Annotated in this window: 19 protein-coding genes; 6 read left to right on the top strand and 13 right to left on the bottom strand. The window is 48.0% G+C overall.

Annotated elements, in window-relative coordinates; all coding sequences use genetic code 11:
• Positions 1 to 210 precede the first annotated feature (210 nt).
• A complete protein-coding gene (locus H6F72_RS20745) occupies positions 211 to 1,524 on the top strand; it encodes a serine hydrolase (protein ID WP_190440171.1) in 1,314 nt (437 codons plus the stop codon).
• A 108-nt stretch (positions 1,525 to 1,632) separates the two neighbouring features.
• On the opposite strand, the gene H6F72_RS20740 is transcribed toward H6F72_RS20745, so the two are convergent.
• From H6F72_RS20740 to H6F72_RS20725, 4 genes are all read right to left on the bottom strand, one after another.
• The gene (locus H6F72_RS20740) at positions 1,633 to 1,926 is read right to left on the bottom strand and encodes a hypothetical protein (RefSeq protein ID WP_190440170.1); all 294 of its coding nucleotides are present in this window, start codon (positions 1,924 to 1,926) and stop codon (positions 1,633 to 1,635) included.
• Positions 1,908 to 2,774: a 2-succinyl-6-hydroxy-2,4-cyclohexadiene-1-carboxylate synthase gene (gene menH / locus H6F72_RS20735; RefSeq protein ID WP_190440169.1), complete on the bottom strand. Its 867-nt coding sequence runs from the start codon at positions 2,772 to 2,774 to the stop codon at positions 1,908 to 1,910. Before menH ends, H6F72_RS20740 begins: the two co-directional genes overlap by 19 nt.
• Positions 2,775 to 2,825: 51 nt before the next feature.
• Positions 2,826 to 3,644: an S-adenosyl-l-methionine hydroxide adenosyltransferase family protein gene (locus H6F72_RS20730; protein WP_190440168.1), complete on the bottom strand. Its 819-nt coding sequence runs from the start codon at positions 3,642 to 3,644 to the stop codon at positions 2,826 to 2,828.
• Between the two features lie 123 nt (positions 3,645 to 3,767).
• Positions 3,768 to 5,027 carry a hypothetical protein gene (locus tag H6F72_RS20725; RefSeq protein WP_199299217.1) on the bottom strand — a complete coding sequence of 420 codons (1,260 nt, stop codon included), beginning with the start codon at positions 5,025 to 5,027 and terminating at the stop codon, positions 3,768 to 3,770.
• A gap of 463 nt (positions 5,028 to 5,490) precedes the next feature.
• On the opposite strand from H6F72_RS20725, the gene H6F72_RS20720 reads away from it, so the two are divergent.
• Complete coding sequence (locus H6F72_RS20720) at positions 5,491 to 7,734, top strand: PAS domain-containing protein (RefSeq protein WP_190440167.1); 2,244 nt, start codon at positions 5,491 to 5,493, stop codon at positions 7,732 to 7,734.
• Positions 7,735 to 7,807: 73 nt separating this feature from the next.
• Here the strand turns inward: H6F72_RS20720 and H6F72_RS20715 are convergent, their stop codons facing one another.
• The 8 genes from H6F72_RS20715 to H6F72_RS20680 form a co-directional block, all read right to left on the bottom strand.
• Positions 7,808 to 8,209 carry a peptidoglycan-binding protein gene (locus H6F72_RS20715; RefSeq protein ID WP_190440166.1) on the bottom strand — a complete coding sequence of 134 codons (402 nt, stop codon included), beginning with the start codon at positions 8,207 to 8,209 and terminating at the stop codon, positions 7,808 to 7,810.
• A 113-nt stretch (positions 8,210 to 8,322) separates the two neighbouring features.
• Entirely contained in the window at positions 8,323 to 10,290 is a 1,968-nt protein-coding gene (locus H6F72_RS20710; protein WP_190440165.1) for a response regulator, read from the bottom strand.
• A complete protein-coding gene (locus H6F72_RS20705; RefSeq protein ID WP_190440162.1) occupies positions 10,283 to 12,451 on the bottom strand; it encodes an ATP-binding protein in 2,169 nt (722 codons plus the stop codon). Before H6F72_RS20705 ends, H6F72_RS20710 begins: the two co-directional genes overlap by 8 nt.
• 1 nt (position 12,452) lies before the next feature.
• Positions 12,453 to 13,472: an ATP-binding SpoIIE family protein phosphatase gene (locus H6F72_RS20700; RefSeq protein ID WP_190440158.1), complete on the bottom strand. Its 1,020-nt coding sequence runs from the start codon at positions 13,470 to 13,472 to the stop codon at positions 12,453 to 12,455.
• A gap of 7 nt (positions 13,473 to 13,479) precedes the next feature.
• On the bottom strand, positions 13,480 to 13,860 hold the full coding sequence (locus tag H6F72_RS20695; RefSeq protein ID WP_242017051.1) for an anti-sigma regulatory factor: 381 nt from the start codon (positions 13,858 to 13,860) through the stop codon (positions 13,480 to 13,482).
• Positions 13,861 to 13,864: 4 nt separating this feature from the next.
• On the bottom strand, positions 13,865 to 14,287 hold the full coding sequence (locus H6F72_RS20690; RefSeq protein WP_190440152.1) for an STAS domain-containing protein: 423 nt from the start codon (positions 14,285 to 14,287) through the stop codon (positions 13,865 to 13,867).
• A gap of 13 nt (positions 14,288 to 14,300) precedes the next feature.
• Positions 14,301 to 15,146, bottom strand: coding sequence for an STAS domain-containing protein (locus H6F72_RS20685; protein WP_190440149.1), 846 nt, complete (start codon positions 15,144 to 15,146; stop codon positions 14,301 to 14,303).
• Between the two features lie 462 nt (positions 15,147 to 15,608).
• Positions 15,609 to 16,826 (bottom strand): AbrB family transcriptional regulator, encoded by a 1,218-nt coding sequence (locus H6F72_RS20680; RefSeq protein ID WP_190440147.1) that lies wholly within the window; start codon positions 16,824 to 16,826, stop codon positions 15,609 to 15,611.
• A 196-nt stretch (positions 16,827 to 17,022) separates the two neighbouring features.
• Here H6F72_RS20680 and H6F72_RS20675 point away from each other — a divergent pair, with 196 nt between their 5' ends.
• The 4 genes from H6F72_RS20675 to H6F72_RS20660 all read left to right on the top strand — a co-directional run bounded on the left by H6F72_RS20675 (position 17,023) and on the right by H6F72_RS20660 (position 21,814).
• Complete coding sequence (locus H6F72_RS20675; protein ID WP_190440144.1) at positions 17,023 to 17,646, top strand: leucine-rich repeat domain-containing protein; 624 nt, start codon at positions 17,023 to 17,025, stop codon at positions 17,644 to 17,646.
• Between the two features lie 9 nt (positions 17,647 to 17,655).
• Positions 17,656 to 19,554, top strand: coding sequence for a COR domain-containing protein (locus H6F72_RS20670; RefSeq protein WP_348252425.1), 1,899 nt, complete (start codon positions 17,656 to 17,658; stop codon positions 19,552 to 19,554).
• Positions 19,555 to 19,934: 380 nt separating this feature from the next.
• Complete coding sequence (locus tag H6F72_RS20665) at positions 19,935 to 21,038, top strand: AI-2E family transporter (RefSeq protein WP_190440139.1); 1,104 nt, start codon at positions 19,935 to 19,937, stop codon at positions 21,036 to 21,038.
• 11 nt (positions 21,039 to 21,049) lie between these two features.
• Positions 21,050 to 21,814 carry a TIGR04283 family arsenosugar biosynthesis glycosyltransferase gene (locus H6F72_RS20660; protein WP_190440137.1) on the top strand — a complete coding sequence of 255 codons (765 nt, stop codon included), beginning with the start codon at positions 21,050 to 21,052 and terminating at the stop codon, positions 21,812 to 21,814.
• On the opposite strand, the gene H6F72_RS20655 is transcribed toward H6F72_RS20660, so the two are convergent.
• Positions 21,796 to 22,506 carry a DUF547 domain-containing protein gene (locus H6F72_RS20655; protein ID WP_190440136.1) on the bottom strand — a complete coding sequence of 237 codons (711 nt, stop codon included), beginning with the start codon at positions 22,504 to 22,506 and terminating at the stop codon, positions 21,796 to 21,798. The two genes, H6F72_RS20660 and H6F72_RS20655, sit on opposite strands and share 19 nt — an antisense overlap.
• Between the last annotated feature and the right edge of the window lie 5 nt (positions 22,507 to 22,511).

The raw sequence follows: 22,511 nt of genomic DNA, 5'->3' as shown, positions 1-22,511 counted from the left end.
CTACATCTATTACCAGGAGCATGATTTTAGATTAAGAATTTGGTCGAGATAGTGGAACAAACGAGGAACGAGATACGACTGATAGGCAGTTCCTCCAATTTATTCAGGGATGCGATCGCGCCACAATCATTGTTCAATAGCTAGGGAGATGGCTCCTTCGCTTTCACCTTGATTTTCCTCGCTCCTGCTCACACGTTTCCTACCCTCGACATGCAAACAGTTGCCAAGTTTCCCTGGTTTGTGCCCGGTTTAGTCGGTACGCTTTTACTTTCAGCTCCTGCCCACGCCGATGTTTTGCAATCTTGGCGGTTTGACGCCCGCCAGAATCAGTTAGAGATTAGCACTGATGAAGGAGTGCAACCAACGGCTCAACTGATTGCCAACCCTAGCCGTGTTGTAATTGATCTACCTGGTATCCGCTTGGGACGACCCAAAACCAGCCAAGTGATTGGAGGTACCGTACAAGCAGTGCGGACGGGTCAGTTCAATGCCCAGACAGCCCGATTCGTCGTGGAATTAGCACCGGGATATACGGTGGACCCGCAGCAAGTTCAGGTTAGAGGCAGTTCCTTAACTCGGTGGACGGTGAAGTTGCCCACGCCCCAACCCACCAGTGCGATCGCCAATCCTCCGAGTAATGTGCCGCAGGCGATCGCCACTGTCGCCCCGCCTCCTGAAACTTTCGGTGGCTTGATCCCAGCAGGGAGGCCTCTAACTTGGTTACAACAGCGAGTATCCTCGCTCCGTATCTCTAAATACTCATCCCTTCGCTCCGGAATTTCATTTCTGGATATGGAGACTGGCAATTATTTGGATTTGAACGGAGACAAAGTCTACGCGACTGCCAGCATTATTAAATTGCCCATCTTGATCGCCTTTTTCCAAGATGTAGATGCTGGCAAAATCAAGCTCAACGAAACCTTGACCATGACGCGAGATATGGTTGTCGGCGGCTCAGGAGAGATGCAAGATCTCCCTGTGGGCAGCAAATTCACGGCGTTGGAAACTGCCACGAAGATGATTACCATCAGTGACAACACTGCTACCAACATGATCATCAAGCGCATGGGTGGTATCCAGGTGCTTAACCAACGTTTCCGCAGTTGGGGGCTGGAGAAAACCGTGATTCGCAATTGGCTCCCTGACTTACGCGGCACCAATACCACCACTGCTAAAGAGTTGACCCGCCTATTGGCCATGCTAGATCAGCAGAAGTTGCTCTCTTCTAGGAGTCAAGCCCAAGCGATCGGCATTTTGCAACGAGTTAAAAATCGTAAACTCCTGCCTGTCGGGTTGGGACGAGGAGCCACGATCGCGCATAAAACTGGAGATATTGGCTTCCTTCTTGGAGATGCTGGAATTGTCGTCATGCCTAATGGCAAACACTATCTCGCCGCTATCTTAGTGGAAAGCGCTTACGACGACCCAGCCGCTAGAGACTTTATCCAGGATGTGTCTCGCATTGTCTACACTTACTTGGATCAGGCACCTCGTACTGCTTCGGTCAATCAACCCAATCCCTAAACAAAGCAGATATCCTTGAAGAATATTAGTAGGGGTTTAGCATTCAGGCATTGAGCTAGGGAAAGCCTAGTAGCTACGCCCCTACTAATATTCAATAGAACAGAATCCTTAGGAATTTCTGAGATCCTTAGTGCCTTGAGTAACTAAATAGGCTACAACTGCTCCTACCAAACCGATCGCAAGAAAGCTGACTTGATCTTGAGAACTTCGGAATGTTTCTGAAGCAATTTTATAACCAATTGTGGTAATTCCAGCCAAAAACAGAAGTCGGAGGAGATCTACATACCAACGGCTACGGCGATCGCGGCGTTTTAGGTCTCGAAAAAAATCAATGGTATCGGTGAGCAGAAAGGAGCCAACGCCTGCAAAAACAATCAATCCGGCTAAATATTGATATTGCATAGATTTTGTCTCTGGGTGTCCTTGCTAGCATCAGGTGCGATCGCCAAAAATTGTCTCAGTTGCTGAGCAAATCGGTGGGGATTTTCCCAGTGGATATTATGACCGCAGTTGGGCAAGATGCTCAATGTAGTTTTAGGACATAAGTTTGCCATTTCTGTGTTGATAGCTCTAAATTTCGTATCCTGTTCACCTACTAGCAACAGCAACGGCAGTTGATTCTCTGGTAAGCGCTCCCATAAAGAAGGTTGCCGCCCTGTACTCAGATAGCGGAGAGATTGGGCCAGTTCCTGAGGATGATTGTCTAAGCGACGTTCTACGATCTGCTCAAAATCTGGGTGCTGCTTGAGGGAGGTGAAAAGCGGTTGGTCATACCATCGCCTCAGGAAATCGGAAAAATTCTCTGTTTCTAATTGCTCGGCGAGTCGGGCATCATGGTCGCGGCGTTGCGATCGCTCGGCAGCAGTTTTGAGTCCGGGCGAAGCTGACTCTAACCCGACTCGATGAAAAAATTGAGGAAAATTGAGGGCTAGATATAACGCCAGCCGTCCACCCATCGAATAGCCAACTAAGGAACAAGGAGAAATCTCTAATTGTTCTAAAAGCTGAACTAACCCTTGAGCGGTCTGCGGCATGGCGTAAGGTTCATTGCCACCTCTGACCTTCGTTTTTCCATGTCCTGGCAAGTCCACAGCTAAGCAGCAAAACTGATTGGCTAGCAAGGAGATGACAGAGTCAAAATCATGACAGTCGCCCAAAAAGCCATGCAAAAACAAAACTAATGGTTGACTGGGATCACCTTGTAGAGAGTAATGCCAGTGATAGTTACCCAGTGTAGTTTTCCCTGCCATGATTCGCGGCTCTGCGATCGCCTGTTCTCGGCATTATAGTGGTTTTTCGATTCAAGCAGGACCGCTATTGCCAGCTAAAATTCGCTCTCGAATTTGAATCTGTGACCCGACTGCTGGTCTGCCAAATGCTTCCCAAGCACTGTGCCCCCGCAAAAATAACTCCATCCATTGAGTTTCTTGACCTGCGGAATCTGTCCAGCCGCTACTACCTGGCGCAAAAGCGATCTGCCCTGGTTCTACAGCAAAACTACCATCACTGGCGATCGCGGTTTGCTCTGTGTCACCAATTCGCACAGAGATTGCGGAGCCAACCTCAGCTTTGCGATCGCTCTGTTTAATAGTGGTCTTTAAGTTGCCGTAACCATCAATGTAAGCGATACAGTTCTCTGGAATATCAGGAATATCCGTTGGCTCTAGGACATCATCTAGCGCTTCTGGTTGCCCCAGAGCGATCGCAGCAGCGGCTTGAGGAAAGAGATCGCGCGATCGAAACTGGGAGCCTTCGGCGGCTACTGCGGCCCAACGCAACTCTGCTGCCGCATCCCGCACAAAGGAGAAAGCGTGCCCTGCATTGACTCCCATGACCCGTACTCCATTGGGCAGGCGGGCAAAAGCCAGCCGCTCCCCAGCATTTTCTGTACGGGCTTGCTCGTCATCCTGGCGAGGCGCAACGTTGTGATAAATGATGGTGCCAGCGGGAGCTTCATTGAGACCTAGCTGGGCCACACAAAAGCCCGCTGCTAGCGTAGAAAAGGCGGGAACAGGGGTAAGGATCGGTTCAGCGTCTGGTAAATACAGTCTGATGCGCTGCACGACTTCCGCAAAAGCGAGGTCGCCTTGTCCATAATCGGCAATGATGTGGATCAGCATAGGTTTATTACGAGCTGTTTTTCAACCTTAATGCTGCGGCTGAGTTTGATCCTCAATCTAGGGGTGAGTGCTGAAGATGAGCGATCGCTACCTTCTCACCCTTCGCTCCTGACTCCTTACCTTTCATGGTTGTAATTGCTGCAATTTTTTCTGAGCTGATTGCGACAATGCTTGGGCTTCAGCATAAGCGGTTGTTCCAGGCTGAACTTTGCCTAGCTGATCCCTAATGCCTTGCAGTTCGCTGAGGAGATAGCCCCGATTGGTAGAGAAGTTTTCCCTTGTAGCAGACGCTAAAAACGAGCGAGTCGTCCTTTGTGCTGCTTCTAGGGCTGCGGCAGAGTCTCGTTCTGCCTCTAGTCGAATCCGCACGATCGCCAAATTTTTCTTGTAGTCTGCCAATAAAGACCGGGAGGCTACATAGCCGGGATCGGCCAAACCAGCCTGCTCCACTTGTGTAACCGCATCTTCCCATAACGCTACTATCTGCTCCCATTTTGCGGCTTGATGGGGAGAATTTTGGCCAAGTTGTGCGGCTCTCAAGGCTAACTGCATTCCAGCATTCATCAATGTATCAGTGCGGGCACTACCAGCAGCAAAACCTGTAACTTGCTCAAAATCCCGTTGACTGGCCACCAATTTAATTTGAGCCATCCGACCCGCCAAGGTAGCAGAAGGGACTTGTTGCAGCTGATCGAGCGCCGTTTGCCAGTCAGCGATCGCATCTGCTTTGGCGGCGGAAGCTTTGGCTTGTTGATATTCTCGCTTGGCAGTATTCAGTGCTTTGTCACTCGTTTCTAGTTGTGTTTGGGCATTCTGCTCCTGAAAGACTTTCGCTTCCATACGCCCGATACTTTTGCGGGCTGTTTTAAACTCATCTAACGTGAAGCGCCAACCGCACTGAAAAAATCCGCAATAGGTTCGGGGACTATAGCCTAAAAACCACACAGGTAAGGCATCCAAATGCGTTTGGGCTAACTTGACCTTTTCGGCTCCCAAGCCAATATCGGCAGCACTGGTGGCGCGATTGACCAGTTGATCTGACTGCTCTACTAAGGAAATTGCTTGTCGGTAGTTGTGGTCCATGCTGAGGTAGCTGGGGAACAGGAGAAACGGTGCAACTTTAGCCACCGGAATCCGAATCATGGGAAACGGCAAGTTGAGGACATAAATCCCACCGACTACACCGACAGTGGTCACAGTCACGAGCTTGACCTTACTCCAAATTCCAGGAGGACGATTTGCCCTTAACGCTTGCTTGATCGCCTTATGACTAAACTCTGGAAAAATATCACTAATCACCTGGCGTAATTCCGCTTCAGCCACAGGTACACCCATCTGCGATCGCAGTCTCTCTAGCCGTCGTAGCACAATTTCTTTCTGCACTTGGCCCGCAGCATCATTGCTAGCGCAATTCTAGATTTCGGTTTGCAGGATATGAAAGGCGCGATCGCTGAGACGAGACATAAGAGCTTAGCCAAAACCACTGAATTACAGTTTTCCCGAATCTGGCCAATCTACTCCAATTTTTCTCTACAGGTGGAAAGCGATCTTGAAAGCTCATCACACTCTAGATCGCTCGGCTTCAACAGGACTCTAGGCAGAATTGATGAACCTGCGTGGCGGCTAAGCCCTGCCAGGGCTAGGTAACCGTAAAAATTTATAGTGCCGAAATAATTGCGAATTAATTCTTGCTCAAATCATCATAGATTCCACGGATGTTTACCCTTCCCCAGCCGTGATACTGATCAACTGTCTGTCCATCTATGGTCAGGCTGACTACGGATAGATAGAGATGCTGTAGCTACAACAGTTGTGATTAACCTAGCGCAAGAAGAAATTGTCTAGCATGCCTCAGAACCTCTCTGCCTCCAGTCACTTACAGCGTGAGGAACTCTGCTATCTATTTGTTGAGAATCTCCCCTTTGCTGCCGCCCTGCTCGATCGCGACATGAACTATCTCATCACCAGTCAGCGGTGGTTGAGTGACTTGGGGTTAGATCAGCTAGATATCACAGGGCGATCGCATTACGAATTTTTTCCTCAGCACTGTCATCCCTTGAGTGCTGCTCACCAACAGTGTTTGGCTGAAGCCACAGAACTTTGTGTCGAAGAACAGTTTCAACGATCAGATCGGGCGATCGCTTGGCGACAATGGAAAATTTGCTCTTGGCAAGATCGATCGGGTGCCATCGTGGGCGTCATGCTACTGGCTGAAGACATTACCCAACGCAAGCAAGCCGAGGCAGCCCTGCGCGAAAATGAAGCAGAGTTACAGGCCATTATTGACAACTGTCCTGCCATTATTTACCTCAGGGATACCCAAGGTCGGCTAACCCGTGTGAACCGCCAGTTTGAAATTTTGACAGGGATGAGTGCCGAACAGATTTGCGGCAAGAGCAGTCATGATCTCTTTCCCCAACATGTCGCTGATGAGCACTGGAGAAACGACCAAATCCTATTGACCTCTGGCAAAGCAATCACGGTAGAGGAGTTGGCACCCCAGGCTGACGGTTTACATACTTATCTCTCTGTCAAGTTCCCTATTTTTAACGCTAAGGGCGAAGTTTCTGTAACGGGCGGTATTTCAACAGATATCAGCGATCGCAAGCAATTTGAATCAGCTCTGAGGCAATCAGAGGCCAAGCTGAGAGAAAAAGCCCAGCGCGAACAACTGCTTAATCAGCTCACAAATCAAATTCGGAGTTCCCTCAATCTCAATCAAACCCTAGAAACAGCGGTTGGGGAAATTCAATCTTTGTTGCAGCTCGATCGCTGTTTGTTTGTCCGCTACTGTCAAGATACTACGCCTCCTTATTGGGAGATCACTCAAGAAGCGAAAGATCCTGCCCTCGACAGCTTATTAGGATTTAAAAACGTCGATGCAGACATTCTGCCCTTAGCTGAGAAATCTTTAAGACGAGAGGGTGTTCGCATTGACGATGTGCAAAGGGAGCCTGACCCAACTACTCGGGAATTCTTTACCTTTTTAGGCTACACTTCCACGCTGACGCTCCCTGTTCATACTCAATCTGGTGAGATTGGTGTTATCTGTTGCGCCATGACTCAAGCGAACCGAACTTGGGATGATTCAGAGGTAGCCTTACTGCAAGCAGTGGGCGACAATTTGGCGATCGCCATCGATCAAGCCAAACTGTACGAACAAAGCCGTGCGGCTGCGGCGACCGCCCAAGCGCAGACCAAACAGCTAGAGCAGACACTCCGCGCACTCCAGCAAACCCAAGCACAATTAGTCCAGACCGAGAAAATGTCTAGTCTGGGACAACTCGTGGCGGGTGTGGCGCATGAGATTAATAACCCCGTAAACTTCATTTATGGCAACCTCTCTCATGCCGATGGGTACATGCAGGACTTGCTGCATCTGTTAGCTCTCTATCAACGACATTACCCTCAGCCTCATCCAGAGATTCAGCAGGAGATGGCCGACATTGATATAGAGTTCCTCTCAGGAGATTTGCCCAACCTACTGTCATCTATGAAAGTAGGAGCAGACCGCATTCAAAAGATTGTGCTAGCGCTGCGTAACTTCTCCCGCATGGATGAAGCCGAGGTTAAGTCAGTGAATCTCCATGAAGGCATTGATAGCACCTTGATGATTCTCCATAACCGTATTAAGGATACGCCTAACCATCGCGGCATTGAGATCATCAAAAACTACGGCAATCTTCCTCTATTGGAATGTTACGCCGGACAGCTAAATCAAGTCTTTATGAATGTGCTCTCGAATGCGATCGATGCGCTCAATGAACGAGATAGCCAGCGATCGCTTCAAGAAATCAAACAAAATCCCAGTACCATTACGATTCAGACTCGTAAGCTTGATGCTCAGCAAGTGCAGATTAGGATTGCAGATAACGGGCCTGGCATCCCAGAACCTATCAGACAGCGCTTATTTGAGCCCTTCTTCACCACCAAACCGATTGGCAAAGGTACAGGGTTAGGTTTATCCATCAGCTACCAGGTGGTCGTTGAGAAACATTTGGGTCAGCTTGAATGTATCTCTGCTCTAGGGCAAGGTGCTGAGTTTTTGATCACTCTCCCTCTCAGGCTTCAGGGGATCGAGCGGATATAAATGTGTAGGGGAGAATGGCGATCTCCCCTGTAGAAATTTCATCTATAGCAATCCAGCTCTTAAGGGAGAAAAACTAAACAACAGCACGGGCTAGGTCATTGAGACGCTGACGAACTACAAGATTGGCAACGCCATCCACATTGTAGGCATAGCGGCGCTCAAACTCTTTAACCGCAGCGACGGTTCTAGGACCATAAAACGGTTGATTCTGAGGAATATTGGCTCGGATCACACGGTTGAGATTATCTTGCAAAATCCGCATCGCTTGTTCTGCTTTTGCCATCGTGAGCGGGCCAGCAATGCCGTCCACCTTAAGTTTAAAGTAGGTTTGGAAGGCTCTAATAGCTTCTACTGTAGTTCTGTCAACGAGTAGTCCTTCGTAGCTGGAGATAGGGAAGTTGGGATCGGGTTCGGGAGAGGAACCGAAACCATAACCGTTCAAAATACTGCGGAATTGGGCATTGGTGTAAGCCATGATGAACGCTCTTCTCGAAGGTGTGTGGGCTTGATATTGCGATCTACAAGCTCCAAAATTGCGTTTTCGGGAACCTAGCAATAGATCACCCATCTGGGCGAATAGCGTTTGGCTTAAAGTTTTCGATTTCTTGCCGCGAGGCTAGCAATAACAGTGGCTAGTTCTGCTGGCTCGACTGGTTTAGGGATATGAATTTGAAATCCAGCCGCAATGACTCGGGTGCGGTCTTCAGTGCGGGCATAAGCGGTCAAGGCTACAGCAGGAATTGAACCTCCTTGCTCTACTGGTAAAGCCCTAATCCGGTGGATTAAGCTGTATCCATCTTCTTCCGGCATCCCAATGTCACTAACCAGCACATCAGGTTTTTGAGCTAAAAGGAGTTCTACGGCTTCTTGAGCAGATGTTGCTGCTAAGGTTTCAGCTTCACATTGCTCTAGCACTGCTAAGAGGTAGTTTCGTGCATCTACTTCATCATCTACAATCAAGACCCTGACGCCTTTTAGAGAAGGAGGATTATTAAAAGGAACTGCTTGGGCAACAGTGGGATGAATGCGTTCTGTATTACTTTCCTCAATCCGCACCGGAATCAGGGGCAACTTGACTGTAAAAGTTGAGCCTTCTCCCGGACCAGAACTATAAGCCTCTACTGTACCGCCGTGCAGCTCAACTAGATGACGGACGATCGCCAACCCCAAGCCTAAGCCACTATAGGAACGGGTGATAGAACTGTCCGCTTGGCGGAAGCGATCGAACACATAAGGAACGAAATCTGAGCTAATTCCTTGGCCTGTATCGCTGACAGCAATCTCAACATGAGAATGTACTCGCTCTAAGCGGATTTGCACCCGACCACCCTTGGGTGTGAACTTGATGGCATTAGATAATAAATTCCAAATAATTTGTTGTAGACGATCTGAATCTCCTGCGACGCACCCACTCCCTGGGTCGAGGACAGATTGCAAACGGATTTCCTTTGCTTCCGCGGCTGGCCCCGCCGTTTCCAGGGCAGTTTCAATGATTGCCTTCAGCTCAATGGGACGGACATTTAACCGCAGCTTGCCCTGAATAATCCGGGAGACATCCAGCAAATCTTCTACGAGCTGAGCTTGGGAGCGGGCATTCCGTTCAATGGTCTCCATTGCTCGTGCTGTAGTCGCTTCATCGAACTTGCGCGTATTCAGCAAACGGGTCCAGCCCAACATCGCATTCAGGGGCGATCGCAATTCATGAGAGAGCGTTGCCAAGAACTCATCTTTTACTCGGTTGGCTGCCTCTGCTTCGGTCCGTGCTTTCTGTTCTCGATTGAGTAGTTGAATTCGTTCCGCTTCGGCTCGTTGACGCTCTGTAATATCCGTCAGGAGATAAACTGCGCCTGTAAAGATATCCTCAGAGTTAAATACTGGATCGACTGTAATTAAAAACCATCGAGAATCAAACTGAACTTCTTGAATTTCTCGCTGTTGAGTCACTTGGACCCGAGCAAAAGGAGTGATGTCTGTGTAGCCTAAAAACTTTTCAATTAGGGTTTGTTGAGAGTATCCAATGATGTCTTCTACGGGTCTGCCTAAAAGTTGAGACAGTGCCCGATTACAACGGAGAAAATTTCCCTCTCGATCGAGTAGGCCAACGCCATCACTGATCGAGTCAAAGGTGATTTGCCATTCCTTGGCCAAAGCTAGAGCCGCATCTTCTGCCCGCCGGATGCGTAACAGCGAGCGAATGGTGGCAAGTAGCTCAATAGGTTCTACAGGCTGGGCCAAGTAAGCATCCGCACCACTGTCTAAGCCTTGGGCTTTATCTCGGCTCTCGATAAAGCTAGCAGATAGGTGTAAAACAGGAATAAAAGCTGTTTTGGCGTTCGTTTTAATCTGGTGGCAGACTTCAAAGCCATTGAGATCAGGAAGCTTCACATCCAGAATTACCAAGTCGGGAGATTGCTCTGTAACGACTTGCAATCCTGCCTGACCTGTGTCGGCTTCTAGGGCGATAAATCCAGCATTCCGCAGAATCCGAGAGACAATATACCGATTAGATTCATTGTCATCTACATGCAAAATCTTGATCAATGACTCCTCAGCCATGCTCAATTTCCCCCGCCTCCAGCACTAATCCCGCTTTGATCAGCGCTTCTTGGAGCTTGGCGATCGCAACCTCGGCTGAGGAATTTTCTTTGGAGAGAATAGCCACCGTCCGCTCAGCTAAAATCTGGCTCTCTTCTGCCTCTAAGAGCTGCGATGTGTTGATAATCACCGGAATACTACTCGTGGCAGGCTGCTGCTTCAGTTGGTCCAGCACTTCAATGCCACTCATCTCTGGCATGACTAAATCTAAGACTATCGCCTGAGGCTGTTCTGATTGCGCTAAGCGAATTCCTTCGTATCCATTGCTGGCTTCTAGAATCGACAGGGGTATGTGAGGCAGCAGTTGAGACAACTGTTGTTTCAACAGATAACGAGCCACCAGGTCATCATCGATCAGCAACAGTTTTTGTTGTTGGTTTTGATTAATTAACATATTTAGTTGCTTGAGCAATGACAGCCTATCTACAGGCTTAACCAGAAATGCGTCCGCGCCCAGATTCCTAGTTTGTTTCTCATTATCTACCACACTCATTACCAAAACTGGAATAGATCGGGTCGCGGGATCTTGCTTTAGCTGCGTCAAAAGGGACCAAGTGTTTTCTCCTTCCAAGAGAATATCCAAAACAATGGCTACGGGTTGCACTTGGGCTAAGGCCTGGCTGGCATGTTCTAGTGTACGCGCTGGAATTAACTGGTACGTTGAACCTTCGAGATATTTCTCGTAGGTAAAAAGGGTTTCAGCATGATCTTCCACCACTAGCACGGGCGATCGCTGCGGGTCAAACTGCCAATCAGGTTGGGCGATCGGCACCCCTTCAGGCAGATGAGGATAGACTAGAGGAATGGTGGCTGAAAAGGTAGAACCAATTCCTGGAGTGCTTGTTACCGCGACATCACCCCCCAGAAGTTCTGCTAATTTGCGCGAGAGTGGTAAGCCTAATCCAGTGCCCTTCACCCGCTTTTGTAGGTGCGACTCGATTTGAATAAAGTCCTCAAAAATCCGTTCTAGATCCTGTGGACTAATGCCAATCCCTGTATCAGCGACCGAGAGCACCACGCGATCGCCAGCCCTCACCGCAGACACTCGCACTTCCCCCTGCTCGGTATACTTCAGAGCATTCGAGATGAAATTTCTGAGAATCTGCGCCACTTTGCCTTCATCGCTATGGATGGCAGGAATATCTATCGGTTCTTCAAAAATCAGGGAAACAGAAGAGTTATGTTCTAAAAGCGGTCGCAGCATCCCCCGCAGCGTCGCAAATAGTTCATCAACTTCAAACGTAGAGAGGTGAACAGCCGTCTTTCCCGCTTCTACCTTGGCTAAATCCAGAAGGTCATTAACCAGATCCGAGAGTCCCGCTGCTGATTTACGGATAAAAGTGACTTGTTTCTCTTGCTCCGACGTTAGATCGCCATCTGTTCGATCCATCAGCAATCGCGTCAAAGACATAATTGAGTTTAAGGGAGTCCGGAACTCATGACTCATATTCGAGAGAAAGCGGGTCTTCAGCTCATTGGCTCGCTTCAGAGAGTCTGCCTTCTCATCTAGCTCGGTATACAAAGCCACGACTCCCCGATTGGTATCCTCTAGCTCTCGGTTCAGTTGCGTTAACTGCTCTTCTCGTTTGCGGAGTTCTGCTAAGGCTTGGAGGAGTTCTTGGTTTTGCTGCTGCACCTCTTCATAAGGGTTTTGCGGCGATCGCTGAACCAACTCATTAACAATGTTCGTGATCTGCTGGCTGTTGAGAGCGGCGACTTGCCTCGGAAGCTGCTTAGCTAGAACTACGGTCGTGCCTCGTCCTGGCAAAGACTCAATTTGAAACTGATCCATCAGTTGCCGTGCCCCGACAATGCCCCGCCCTGCTCCCGTTTCAGACTGATAGCGTCCTTGCAAAACGTCCTCAAGCTGAGGGATACCTTGTCCTTGGTCGCGGATGATGATTAAGAAACTCTGGGGCGACTGACCTTCCAGGCGAAACTCAACTCTGCCACCTCCCGTATACTGAAAGGCATTGCGAGCCATTTCTGAGACAGCAGTAGCAATTCGAGTTTGGTCTTGTGCGTCAAACCCAATGAGCGCTGCAATTTGTCGAACTCGTTGGCGGGTTAGGACCACATCTTGTTCATAGCGAATTTCGAGGGTTAACAGCACTGTACTCATCTCAGTTCACCTCACGCGCAACCAGCACGGTCACATCGTCTCGTCCTCGATTAAAGTCTCGATAGAGAATTCCGGCAATCAGGCTGGGATGCTGGTTGACCAAGCCAGGATAGCGATCTAAGCGCCATTTTGTTCCCAAACCATCGGAATGCATAATCAGTATCCCTTTCGGCTTCCACGAGTAGGTAAAGGTCTGATTTTTTCGCATTTCGCAGCCCACAGTGCCGTTGTGAGACACCATATTGGTAGTGCGCTCAATCGGCTGGTCAGTCGCCAAAAGGCTACCCACGATATTGCCAACTCCAACGTACTGCACCCTCTGTTCCTGCAAGTTCACTTCTGCGATCGCCACTGCTGCGCCCCGCGTGCTCCGCAAAGCTGCATGCATATCCGCCATCAGCTCGGATGGAGTGCGATCGCCTGCCTCTTGAAACACCTTTACTGCTTCCAATGAGGCTTGGGCTGCCATCGGTCCATGTCCTAACCCATCGGCAATCAGTAAGAGATGGCGATCGCCGACAAATTGGCTGCAATAGGCATCTCCTGACACCTCTTCACCCTGCATAGGCAAACAAACTACCCCAATCTCTAACTCACCCGCTGCATAGACTGGGCAGGCAGAACCCGCCCACAGTCGGCAGAAAATCGCGGTTCCTTCTGGGGAAGCGGAATAGATCTCAAACTGATCGGAGAGACGTTGGATTGCGCCTAACCCAGTTCCAGAAGTGCCACCCGTGGAGAAGCCGTCTCTGAGGCACTCGCTCACATCCCGCATTCCTGGTCCCCGATCAAGAGAAAGAATTTCTAGCCCTGCCACACCTTGTCTCTCTAGCGATCGCAGCAGCAAAGCCCCCTCTTGAGCATGTTTAATCAGATTGTTGGCTATTTCAGTCACGACAATTCCCACCTTGCCTTGCTCTACCTCACTAAAGCCGAGCTGCGTTGCTAGAGATGCGGCTCTGCGTCGTGCTTCTCCAACCTGACTCGGCTCTACCATCGAGAGAACAATGGGGTGGGTCATACTCGTTTTATTTCCATTTTGTTACCGTCACCGTGGTTCCTTGACCAACCTGAGAAACAAGCTCAAACTCATTCACCAGGCGCTTAGTTCCGCTCAAACCCATGCCCAATCCTCCTCCTGTGGTGTAGCCGTCTTTCAGGGCAAGGTCAAGATCAGGAATACCAGGCCCTTGGTCTGCAAAGGTTAAGCGCACCCCTCGTCGGGCACCGACTTGCACAGTTTCTAGAGTCGCAGTGCCGCCCCCACCATAGTCCAACGTGTTCCGAGCCAATTCGCTGGCTGCGGTCACAATTTTGGTTTGGTCCACCAAGCTGAGCCCGATCTCAATGGCCACCTGACGCACTGCTTGCCGCACTAGCACTACATCAGCCGAGGATTGGATACTCATGATTTCACATTTCTCCATAGATGCCTGTAGGCTCCTCTGGCAAGACGGGGCTCTCGTCTTCATTCAAGTCTCGATGCACAGCCGATCGCAAGAGAGCCATGCCTTTTTCGACATTCAAAGCAGTGCGAATGCCAGTCAATGACAAGCCCAACTCGACTAAAGTAATCGCAACCGCTGGCTGCATCCCCACGACCACGGTTTCTGCATCTAAAACTTGGGCCATTTTGGCGATATTGCCCAAGACTCTGCCAATAAACGAATCCACAATTTCTAGGGCAGAAATGTCAATCAGGACGCCGCGAGCATCAACTTGACTAATGCGCGTGGTCAGATCGTCCTGCAAAGTCATAGCTAGGCGATCGTGCATATCAACTTGAATCGTCACCAACAGAAGATCGCCCATTTGGAGAATTGGAATGCGTTCCATAGCACCTCCCTCCCTAACCTTGAGTGCGAATAATCTTCCTGCCTGTGCGCTCAAGCGCTAGCTTAAAAGCGTCGGCCAAACTAGATTTGGTCGTCACGCCTGCCAGGTCAACTCCTAAATAGACAATAGTTTGAGCAATCTGGGGCCGAATGCCACTAATGATGCATTCTGCTCCCATGAGGCGAGCTGCTGTAATCGTTTTGAGTAAGTGCTGAGCTGTGAGCGTATCTACGGTAGGCACACCAGTAATATCGATGATGGCAAAATCCGATCCTGTCTCGACAATCTTTTGCAGCAGCGACTCCATCACCACTTGCGTCCGAGCGCTATCCAACGTCCCAATAATGGGCAAAGCTAAAACGCCCTCCCAGAGCTTGACGACCGGAGTTGATAGCTCTAGCAGCTCTTCCTGTTGTCGCAGAATTACCTCTTCTCGGTTCTTCTGGTACACCTCTGTCGTAAACAGCCCCAACTTATCGAGTAGAGAAGTAGCGGTCCAGACATTCTCCAACAACTCTTCTCCGTCCTGGGCTAGTTCCTGGCGCAGACGAGCAAACAATGGCTGCTTAAAGGAGAAGACAAAGCTAGCAGTTTCTGAGGGAGTAAAGCCTTTTTGGGAACGCATCCGAGAAATGTTACTCAACAGCCCCCGAACCTCATTCCAAGGCGCTGAATAAACGTCGCTCAAGCTATTTTGGCGTACGGCTTCACGAAACAAATGAATAAACTCTCGGCATTCCTCGCGCAGCTCTCCTTCCTTAAGCAGCCCCCGCCGATGGCTGGCCGTGATGACTTGCAGCCACTCTGTTAGTAGCTCAGCCCCATGCTGGTCGAGAATGTCATGAATTTTGCTACCCATTCCTCTTTACCACCCCATCTCCAGTGACAACTCCATTCCAGGTTTTAACCTAGCTCCTTGAAGCAGCGACTGAAGAATAACGAATAGGCCTGAACTAAAATTTGACTAAAATTTTGAGTCCTATCGTTTAGTCCTTGAAGAAGTGGCCTTCGTTAGGGGAACTAAGGTAGCTTGATGCAACATCAAGCCTCACTCATTATAGAGGAGCTAGGTTCCGCTCAGAGTGACCCTCGGTGCTAGAAATCTTAAGCTATTCCCTATAGACGATTTGTCTGTTTGGTAATTAGGCAGAAACTATACCTTTAAGTAGAATTAAGCCGCCTCTACTGTAAATTTTTGCGATCGCCACTTATTTGGCGTAGCGATCGCTTGGACACAGTTTTACTCAGGGGTTCACTATCCGAGCGATATTGTGGCGGGCTGAATGGTTTCCATGAAGTATTGGCTACGCAGGAATGAGCTTTAGCGTTGTTTGGAGGGTGGATTAGCGGCTGGAATAGATTCTAAAACTGGGGCTGGGTTGTTAACACCGTTACCGTTGCTCAAGCGCTCTTCTAGGTAGCACGCTAGGGAAACTAAAGCGGGCAGGGAGAAGTTAATGGCGATCAATCTAACTAAATGACCCGCTGTGACAATCTCAACATCGTGATGTAAGACCAGAGCAATCCAAATCATTTCTGGAGAGCCTCCCGGAGCCGTCACCAACAGGCAAGTGAGCCAATCCCAAGGCGTCAGCAACATGGCAATTCCTGCTGAGAGCAAGCCTGCGAAGAAGGTCAATGTCACAGGCACTAAAGCATAGGCAATCGTAGCACGGCTAAATTTGGGATTAAGTCCCCAATATTCCCCAATTGTGATCCCTAAAAGGATTTGACCGATCACCTTAAATAAAGGTGAAAAGCTGAAGTCCATTTGGGCAGTTAGTGGCAGAGCAGTAAACGAGAAATTTAGAGCTACACCCACCACAATTGAACCCAAAAAAGCAGCTACAGGAATCTTTAGTTTACCTGCCGCAGAAACAACCAAAGCTGTTAAATTGAGCACCAAAACTAGGAGAAGTAAGTAAGTTAAATTCAGCTTAAATAGGTCTTGAGTGAGAGTCGCGATCGCTGTATGAATGTCATAGGGATGGGAAACGTTAGCAATAAGCGGAATCGTTGAAATTAAAGTGGTGAAACGAATGAGCTGTACTAAAGAAACAAGGGCAGTGCTTTTGCCATAGTCTGCTGCTAGGCTCGCCATAATCCCAATGTTGCCAGGTACAGTGGCTAGGGTGGCAGTGAGTAAATCTGTTTTTTGTAACCGAGAATAGATATAAGCAATTAAGCCTCCGCTAGCTAACAAAAATAAAGCAAGAAAGACAAAAACTGGTAGCTGAGCTGTAATGGCTTCTAGGTTATGCGGCTGAATCGAAAAACCCACCGTCAAGCCGACAATCATTTGGCCCAGCTTTCTTAAGTTACGGTTAGGCTCTATGCGATCGCTGAATTTTGCCCGGTAAATATAAAAAGCTAGGGCTCCAGCGGCAATTCCGCCTAAAATCCAAGCTCCACCACCAATGCCTAAAGCAATAAACCCAAAGCCAGCCGCGAAAGCCAGAATCGTTTCAACTAAGACTAATGAATAAGTAACAATATTTTTAGTGGTTATATTAAATTTGGCAGCAATTACTTCTGTCACGAAGGCTCTCTTAACTTTATTTTTAAGCCTATCACTTCTCCCAAAAAGTGCTAAAGCCAAGAGATAGATTTATGAGGATTCAATGAGATTAAAATTTCATAAGCTCGCTTATTGCTTAACTAACATACTTGCTATATAAGTTACGCTGTCATTATGAACGGCGCGATCGTCCAACTTGAAGAATTATTAATGATTGATGACGGAAGAAGAATTATCGCAAGTTATTGAACAAGCTGCTATACACAGGATAACAAAGTTAGATCTCTCTCGGAGAGGCTTAACGTCTATACCTAATAGCTTTGTTCAGCTTCCTTATCTAAAAAGGCTCGATCTCAGTCGTAACCGTTTAACAGACCTACCTGAATCAATTTCTCAGTTATCTAGTCTAACTGAACTTTGCCTCGACAATAACCAACTGGTGACGTTGCCAGAAGTAATTACACAACTCTTTAATCTAAAAGTGCTTGATCTGAGCTATAACAAATTAACAAAATTGCCAGAGTCACTTCAAAAGCTATCCCTTATAACAGGTCTTTATCTAAATAATAATCAACTGGTTACATTACCAGAATCTATTAATCAACTCTCTAACTTAAGGCTGTTTAATCTCAGTCACAACCGATTGACGGCACTTCCAGAAGGAGTTATTCATTTTTTAGAACTCAAAGTACTTGATGCTAGCCATAATCAACTCACTTCACTACCAGAAGGGCTAGGTAAGATTCCTAAAGCAAGCTTGTTGCTGCCTAACTTGATTAGCCTCGACCTGAGACAAAATCAGCTGCCTATTCCCCCTGAAATTCTTAAGACAACAGATTAGCCTCTCACTATCATCAATTACTATCTACAACTCCAAGCAGGGCAGAAAAAACCGCTCAATGAGGCGAAAGTACTGTTGGTTGGGCAAGGCAGTGTAGGCAAAAGCTCTCTGGTTGATCGACTAATTTACAATCGCTACGATCCACACAAACCTAAGACCGAAGGTATCAATATTCAGAATTGGCAGATTCAAGTCAATGATCAGCCTATTCGATTAAATGTGTGGGACTTTGGTGGCCAAGAGATTATGCACGCTACTCATCAGTTTTTTCTCACAAAACGCAGTCTTTATCTACTAGTACTAGATGCGCGAGTAGATGAGCGGCAAAACGAGCTGGAGTACTGGCTGAAAATGATCCAGAGCTTTGGAAACGATTCTCCAGTTATCATCGTTGGCAACAAAACTGATCAACACCCTTTAGATCTAGATCGGCGGGGGCTTCAAAATAAGTACGCCAATATCGAGGAAATTATTGAGATTTCCTGTGCGACAGGAAATGGTGTAGAGCAGCTTCAAACTATCATAAGCAGAGAAATCAATAAGCTAGAACATGTATATGATTTACTCCCTTTAGCTTGGTTTGAAATCAAAACCTGTTTAGAAAAAATGGAGCAAGACTACATTCCATACAGTACATATGAGCACTTATGCCAAGAGGAGGAGATTACTGATACCCTAAGCCAAACTACACTCATTGAACTCTTACACCAGCTTGGTATTGTCTTGAACTTTCGCGATGACCCTCGTTTAGAAGATACTCATGTCTTAAATCCAGAGTGGGTTACAAACGGTGTGTACAAGATTTTGAATGACAACCTGCTGATCACTCAATATCGAGGCATGTTAGATCATACTCAGCTCAATCGGATATTAGACTGTAGCCAATATCCACGGAACAAGCAATTATTCATTGTTGATATGATGCGAAAGTTTGAGTTGTGCTTCCCTCTCGAAAATAACACTAATGATCGCTTCCTCATCCCTGATTTACTCCCCAAAGAGGAACCTGCTACAGGTGAATGGGATGACGCTCTGGCTTTTCAATACCACTACAATGTCCTCCCCGGTAGCATTATTTCTCGCTTTATTGTTCGTATGCACCACTTGGCAGATAAAAGAACGTGGTGGCGGAGCGGTATTGTACTGAAACACCGAGATAACCGCGCCTTAATTAGAAGCGATCGTGAAGATAAAAAGATTTTTATTTGGATCAGTGGTCCCCAAGCTACCCGTCGAGAACTCCTCGCCATGATCCGCTCTCAGTTTGATGCCATTTACCAAACTATCAGAGGCATCGTCGCTGACGAAAAAGTACCCTTGCCCGATTACCCAGAAATCGTGGTGGACTACGAAAACTTATTAGATCATGAGGAAATGGGAGAGCCTTTCATCATTCCTCCAGGATTGAAGGCCAAGGTTAGCGTTAAACAACTGCTCGATGGCATTGAACCTGAACCAGATCGGCAAAAGCGGCATTATACCTACGAAAGCGGCGATATAACAGAAATTGCTAAGCTACTGGCGTCTAGGCCTGTCAATATCAATAATCAAAATACTCAGGAGAATCAGAATTCTATGTCAAGCATCAACCAGTACGGTTCTGGTGACAATATCGCAGGTGACAAGGTCATGCATGATAAAATTGGCACTCAAATTAATAATTCGAACAACCTAGCTCAAGCTGCTACCGATATTAAGCAACTTCTCGATCAACTTTCGCAAGACTATCCAGGTAATACAGATATTGTAGGTGCTAAAGCCGTTGAAGAAATTAAGCGCAATCCTACAGTCAAACAACGATTAATGAATGCGCTCAAAGAGGCAGGGGCTACTGCATTAGAAGAAGCTGTTGATCATCCTGCAATCAAGATAGTGGTTGCAGGAGCAAAAGGACTTATGGATGCCTAATATTCATCCGAGAGCTACCTTTGTGGCTCCGAAGAGCTAGCGGTCCCAACTTCAAAGCCTGCCGGTTTGGTTGCTCCAGAATTGAATAGGCTGTCAAACCTTGTACCTCTAAAAGGCCAGAGGCTGACATAAACTGAACTGCTATCTTGGCTATTACTGATGCTGGCATCCTATGCAAAAATTCCTATATGCCAATCTGTCTACAGATAGAGAGCTCTAGCCCAATTTTGCTGGCTTATTTTTATCTTTGAAAGTTGATTTTAACCTTAGAGTGATATGAGGAATGGCTAGGAAGCCCGACAATACACCATAGGAAGGCTCTCACATTTCAACTTCTCACCCTCCTCTAAAGCGGTCAGCCAAAGGACTCAGCCAAAGCTATGAAAATGGGACAATGGATCGGCTTAATTGCCCTGCTAGTTTCGATGTACATCTTATGGCAGATCCGGCAGGTGCTGTTGCTGGTCTTTATGGCGGTGGTGTTTGCGACCGCTTTGAACCGTTTAGTGAGGCGATTGCGGCGATCGGGAGCGAAGCGAGGGTTTGCAGCTTTGTTAGCTATCACTTGTTTCGTAGTCTTCTTCATCGTCTTTGCTGCGGTGACCATTCCACCCTTCGTTGAGCAGTTTCAACAACTGACCGAACTAGTTCCACGAGGACTAGAACGCCTGCGGATCTGGGTAGAAGCTTTACGAACCCAGTTACCTGGTCAGCCGCTGAGATACTTGCCTAGCGTCAATGACTTGACCCGCCAAATTCAACCTTTTGCTAGCTGGGCCTTTAACAATTTCTTTTCACTATTCTCAAATTTCTTGGCGATTCTGTTGAACCTGCTACTGGTAATGGTTTTGACCATTATGCTACTGGTCAATCCTGCTCCCTATCGGCATGGATTTGTGCTGCTGTTTCCTTCGTTTTACCGCAGACGTGCCGATGAGATTCTGTCAAAGTGTGAAATCGCTCTAGTCAATTGGATGGGCGGCATTCTGATTAATATGGTGGTCATTGGTTTAGTCAGTGCTGTGGGTCTGTGGCTTTTACGAGTGCCCCTAGTGCTAGCCAACGCCGCGATCGCCGGACTCTTGGAAGCCATCCCTACCGTAGGCCCAACGCTGAGCTTGATTCCCCCAATGGCGATCGCGCTTTTGGATGCTCCTTGGAAAGCAGGAGCTGTATTAGCGTTCTATGTGGGGATTCAGCAGCTAGAGCAGTTTTTACTGGTGCCATTTGTCATGTCCAAACAGGTGGCAATCTTGCCTGCTGTGACGTTACTCTCGCAGGTAATTTTTGCCATCTTCTTTGGTTTCCTCGGCTTGTTCCTCGCCATTCCCTTAGTCATTGTGGGTCAGATTTGGGTAGAGGAAGTTTTAGTTAAGGACGTGCTTGACCAGTGGGGCGCAGAGTCTAAATCTAGTATGGCTTCAGCTCCTGTAGAAGTGGTTAATGGTCCAGCAGAAGTGATTGATCATGCGGCGGAGTCTTAAACTTCAGTTGCATGCAAACTCGTGTTTCAATTGTGATTCCAACCTTGAATGAGGCCAACAGTCTAGAGCGCACGTTGCGTCACTTGGCCTTGTTGCATCCCCCTGCCGCCGAAATCATCGTCGTAGATGGCGGCAGTGAAGATGAGACAGTTGCGATCGCTGAAGCAGTCGCAGTATCGGGTTGTATGCCTCCTGGGACGCAACTACACCTTCTAGAAACCGAGCAACGAGGGCGATCGCTGCAAATGAACTTCGGCGCGGAAGCGGCTACAGGAGATATCCTTTGCTTTCTCCATGCCGATACTTGGGTGCCAGACGACTTAGTTAAAGTCATGAGCCATACTTTGGAAGATGCCCAAATCGCCTGTGGTGGATTTGTTTGTTTATTGGCAGGACCGCAAACCACCCGCTGGGGCATCTCCTTACATCACTACCTCAAAACCTATTACGCACCACTATTATTTCGCCCCCGTCTCTTCTTTAAGGGATTACGTCTTTTGTTTGGCGACCAAGTTATGTTTTGTCGTCGCCAGGACTTTTGGGAATGTGGCGGCTTTGATCCAGCTTTACCCATCATGGAAGACGGTGATCTGTGTCTCAAATTAGTCCAGAAAGGACGTATCTGCATGGTCAACCGAGTCGTGCAAACTTCCGATCGCCGGGTAGCCCATTGGGGTTCACTGAAAGCCACTGCCATTTATTCCTACATTGGCTTTCTCTGGGGATTGGGTGTTTCAGCGACCTATCTCAAGAAGTTTTATGCCGATATCCGCTGATTCAGTTGCCAATCGTAATCCAGATATTGGATTGGAGTTTCAGCATCCAGAGGTCGATCTATTTGGAGATAACGACGGATGTAGTCTGGAATGGAAGGGGCCACCTGGAGAAAGTCTTGCCGATACCACTTGAAAATTTGACTGCAATATAGCGTTTGCGTTTGCGAGTCGTAGTGCACCTTATCCTCGTTGTTGATAAAACGGCTGACATCCGCCTCCAATTGCTCCTCCACGCGATCGGGCCAGTAAGCTTCATTGCGTAGTAAGGGACAACCAATCGAGGCACAAACCAAGGCAAAATGAATCCGGGGTTCCTGGAATTGCGATCGCAGAACTTTATGTTCAATATCTGCCAAGCTGTAGCGCTTCCCTGCCACCACATGAGCGGGACGAGAGAAAAACCACAGAAAAGCGGCCCAGTTCGGTAATCCCAAAATCTTCGGTTGAATCGATGGAATCGGGTAACGCTCTAAAATTCGCGCGATCGTAAAGGCATTGTAGAGATTAATCCACAATGCCAACTGCTGGTCTCGTGGCAACTCCAGACTGAAATCAGGAGATTGAAAAGTTGAGAGCCATTGATTGAGGGTATCTGGCTGTTCCTGCTGCCAAGTGCGATAGTCTACTCGGCCCTGATCATCCACATATTGCTTGAGTAGGGCATCCCAAGGTGCAAAAGCGATCGCGACCATAATCT

Origin of the sequence: Trichocoleus sp. FACHB-46 (assembly GCF_014695385.1) — a bacterium.
Taxonomy (GTDB): Bacteria; Cyanobacteriota; Cyanobacteriia; order FACHB-46; family FACHB-46; genus Trichocoleus.
Note: the sequence above shows the minus strand (reverse complement) of the source record. Positions and strands in the feature narration are given on the sequence as shown.